At 66.9% G+C, this 3,963-nt stretch carries 2 protein-coding genes; both read right to left on the reverse strand.

Going from position 1 to position 3,963, the window contains the following annotated elements; genetic code table 11:
• Window positions 1–934: nitrate reductase subunit beta (narH, locus tag B4M60_RS03900; protein WP_291080477.1), on the reverse strand; the 934-nt coding region annotated here is incomplete at its 3' end.
• On the reverse strand, window positions 934–3,963 hold a 3,030-nt coding region (locus B4M60_RS03905), incomplete at its 5' end, for a nitrate reductase subunit alpha (protein WP_291080479.1). The genes B4M60_RS03905 and narH, both read right to left, overlap by 1 nt.

The following is a 3,963-nucleotide window of genomic DNA, read 5'->3' on the forward strand; positions in this document are numbered from 1 at the left end:
CATGGGCGGCCGCGATGACCTCCGGGTCGTTCGGGTCGAGGAAGCATTCGCGCTGGGCTGCCAGCAGGTCGTGCTCGTCCGGCACGGACGCGGCCTCGAGGACCTTGTCCGCGTCGTACAGGACCAGGCCGATGTAGCGCAGCCGGCCCACACAGGTCTCCGAGCACACGGTGGGGATGCCCACCTCGATGCGTGGGAAGCAGAACGTACATTTCTCGGCCTTGCCCGTGCGGTGGTTGAAGTACACCTTCTTGTACGGGCAGCCGGTCACACACTGGCGCCAGCCGCGGCACTTGTCCTGGTCGACCAGCACAATGCCGTCCTCGACGCGCTTGTACATCGCGCCGGAGGGGCACGAGGACACACATGACGGGTTGAGGCAGTGTTCGCAGATCCGCGGCAGGTAGAACATGAAGGTCTCCTCGAACTCCGCCTTGATCTCCTGGGAAACCTTGGCGAGGATCGGGTCGTCCTTCATGTGGGTGGGCGAGCCGCCCAGGTCGTCGTCCCAGTTGGCGGACCACGTGATCTTCATGGGCTCGCCGCTGATCAGTGAGTACGGCCGGGCAACCGGCGTGTGCTCCTGCAGCGGGGAGGAGATGAGCATGTCGTAGTCGTAGGTCCACGGCTCGTAATAGTCGTCCAGCGACGGCATGGTGGGGCTCGAGAAGATCTGCATCAGCTTCTTCACGCGGCCGCCGGCCTTGAGCCGCAGCCGGCCGTTCTTGCCGAGCTCCCAGCCACCCTTCCACCGCTCCTGGTCCTCGTAGGTGCGCGGGTAGCCGAGGCCGGGGCGTGTCTCGACGTTGTTCCACCACACGTACTCGGTGCCGGACCGGTTGGTCCAGGCCTGCTTACAGGTCACCGAACATGTGTGACATCCGATGCACTTGTCCAGGTTCATCACCATGGACATCTGGGCCATGACTCGCATCAGTACTGCACCTCCTGCGAGCGACGACGGATGACCGTCACCTCGTCGCGTTGGTTTCCGGTTGGGCCGATGTAGTTGAACGCGTAGTTGAAGTGGGCGTATCCGCCGATCAGGTGGCTGGGTTTGATGAGGATCCGCGTGGCGGAGTTGTGGATGCCGCCGCGTTTGCCTGACGCCTCGGCGATGGGGACGTCGATGGTGCGGTCCTGGGCGTGGTGCATGTAGACCGTGCCGGAGGGCATCCGGTGGGAGACCACGGCGCGGGCGACGACGACGCCGTTGCGATTCACCGCCTCCACCCAGTCGTTGTCGGTCACTCCGATGAGCTCCGCGTCCTCCTTGCTCATCCAGATGGTCGGCCCGCCGCGGGACAGGCTGAGCATGAGGAGGTTGTCCTGGTACTCGGAGTGGATGGACCACTTGTTGTGCGGGGTGAGATAGCGGACCGTCAGCTCGGCGCCGCCTCCCGAGCCGAGAACCGGCTCGCCGTACAACTCGTGCATGTTCAGCGGTGGTCGGTAGACGGGCAGCTGCTCGCCCACCTCGGCCATCCAGTCGTGGTCCATGAAGAACTGCATGCGCCCGGTGAGTGTGTGCCAGGGCTTGAGCCGCTCGACGTTGATGACGAACGCGCTGTAGCGACGGCCGCCGTGCTCCGAGCCGGACCACTCGGGGGAGGTGATGACCGGCTGCGGGCGCGACTGCGTGTCGGCAAAGGTGATGCGCTTGCCGGCCTCACCGCGGGACAGGTCGGCCAGTTCTCGGCCGGTACGTTCCTCGAGTTGCTCGAAGCCCTGGGTGGCGAGCCGGCCGTTGGTGGTCCCGGACAGAGCGAGAATGGCCTCGCACATGCGGATGTCGGTGTCCAGGCGCGGCCGGCCCTTGCCGACGCCCTTGCGGGTCTCGCCGTTTGCCTTGAGCAGGACGCCGATCTCCTCGTCAGGGTGGAGCATGAGGCCCTTGACCGGCATGCCCACCTTCTCGGCGAGTGGGCCGAGGGCGCCGAACTTCTCGCCCAGGAGCCGGTAGTCGCGCTCGACCGCCACGATCTTGGGGAAGTTCTGCCCCGGCACCGGCTCGCACGAGCCGTCCTTCCAGTCCGACACCGTGCCGCCCGGGTTGGCCAGGGCGTCCGGGGTGTCGTGCGTCAACGGAACCGCAACCACGTCGGTACGGGTGTCGAGGTGGCCGTGGCTGAGTTCGGAGACCTTGTCGGCCAGCAGGCGGAACGTCTCGAAGTCGGTCTTGGTCTCCCACGGCGGCGAAATGGCGGCGTTGAACGAGTGGACGAACGGGTGCATGTCTGTCGACGACAGGTCGTGCTTCTCGTACCAGGTGGCCGCGGGGAACACGAGGTCGGAGAACAGGGTCGTGGAGGTCATGCGGAAGTCGAGGGTGGTGAGCAGGTCGAGCTTGCCGTCCTGGGCATCCTCCCGCCACACCATGTCGCGGCCGCGATGACCTTCCGGGGCCTGGTCCGCACGCAGCGACGAGTCGGTGCCCAGCAGGTGCTGGAGGAAGTACTCGTCGCCCTTGGCCGAGGAACCCAGCAGGTTGGAACGCCACACCGTGAGGACCTTGGGCGCGTTGCCGGGACCGTCCGGGTCCTCGGCGGCGAACCGCATGGACCCGTCCTTGATCCGGCTGATCACGTGGTCCGCTGCGGAGACCCCGGCCGCTGCGGCCTCGTCGCCAAGATCGAGCGGATTCTCGGAGAACGTCGGGAACGACGGCATCCAGCCCAGCCGCGCCGACATGGCCACCAGGTCCGGTGTGCTCATTCCCGCGAAGCGTTTCTCTCCGGTCGGGGCTGCCAGAACGTCCGCGCCGTACGCGTCGTACTTCCACTGCCCTGTGTGCAGGTAGAAGAAGGCCGTGGAGATCATCTGCCGCGGGGGTCGTGACCAGTCCAGACCCATCGCGACCTGCTGGAAGCCGGTCAGCGGGCGGACCTTCTCCTGGCCGACGTAGTGTGCCCAGCCGCCGCCGTTGACGCCCTGCGTGCCGGTGAGGATCGTCAGCGCGAGGAAGGCGCGGTAGATCAGATCCGAGTGGAACCAGTGGTTGGTGCCGGCACCCATGAGGATCATCGAGCGACCGCCCGACTCGAGCGCATTGCGGGCGAACTCCCGCCCGATCCGCTCGGCCTGCACCGCCGGAACTCCGGTGTGCTCCTCCTGCCACGCCGGGGTGTAGGGATGCAGGTCGTCGTAGCCGGTCGGCCACTCGCCAGGCAGCCCCTCCCGGGACACACCGAACTGAGCCATCATCAGATCGAGGACGGTTGTTACGCGGATGTCGACGGTGGTGTCGTCGTCGTCGTTGACGTTGGCGGCGCCCCGGACCTTGAGGGTCCGGTAGGGCACCCCGCGCACGATGGTGTCGGCGTCACCCCGCGTGGTGTCGAAGCGCGGCAACGTCACCTCGACGGTGCCCTCGCGCGTCTCCAACACCGACAGTGCCGGGTCGACCTCGCCCAGATCCAGGTTCCAGTCGCCCTTGCCCTGCTCGCCGTAGCGGTGACCCAGGGTGCCGCCCGGCACCACCGGCCGGCCCGTCACCGCGTCGAGCAGGACCGTCTTGTTGGCCGCGTTCTCGCCGGGATCCTCCGCCAGCACGCCGTCGGCGACCATGTTCGCGGTGACGAACTTGTGCGGCAGAACCGTGCCGTCCTCGCGCGTGCGCAGCGTGACCAGGAACGGCAGGTCGGTGAACTTCTTGGCATACGCCTCGAACTCGGGCGTGGACCGCCTGGCGTAGAACTCGGTGAGCACCACGTGGACCATCGACATGGCCAGCGCGCCGTCCGTGCCCGGGTGCGGATGCAGCCACTCGTCGGCGAACTTGGTGTTGTCCGCGTAGTCCGGCGAGACCACCACGACCTTCTGGCCCTTGTAGCGGGCCTCGGTCATGAAGTGGGCGTCCGGCGTGCGGGTGACGGGGACGTTGGAACCCCACATGATCAGGTACGACGAGTTGAACCAGTCCGCGGATTCGGGCACGTCGGTCTGGTCGCCGAACACCTGCGG

It is taken from the genome of Dietzia sp. UBA5065 (assembly GCA_002415925.1).
Lineage (GTDB): Bacteria > Actinomycetota > Actinomycetes > Mycobacteriales > Mycobacteriaceae > Dietzia.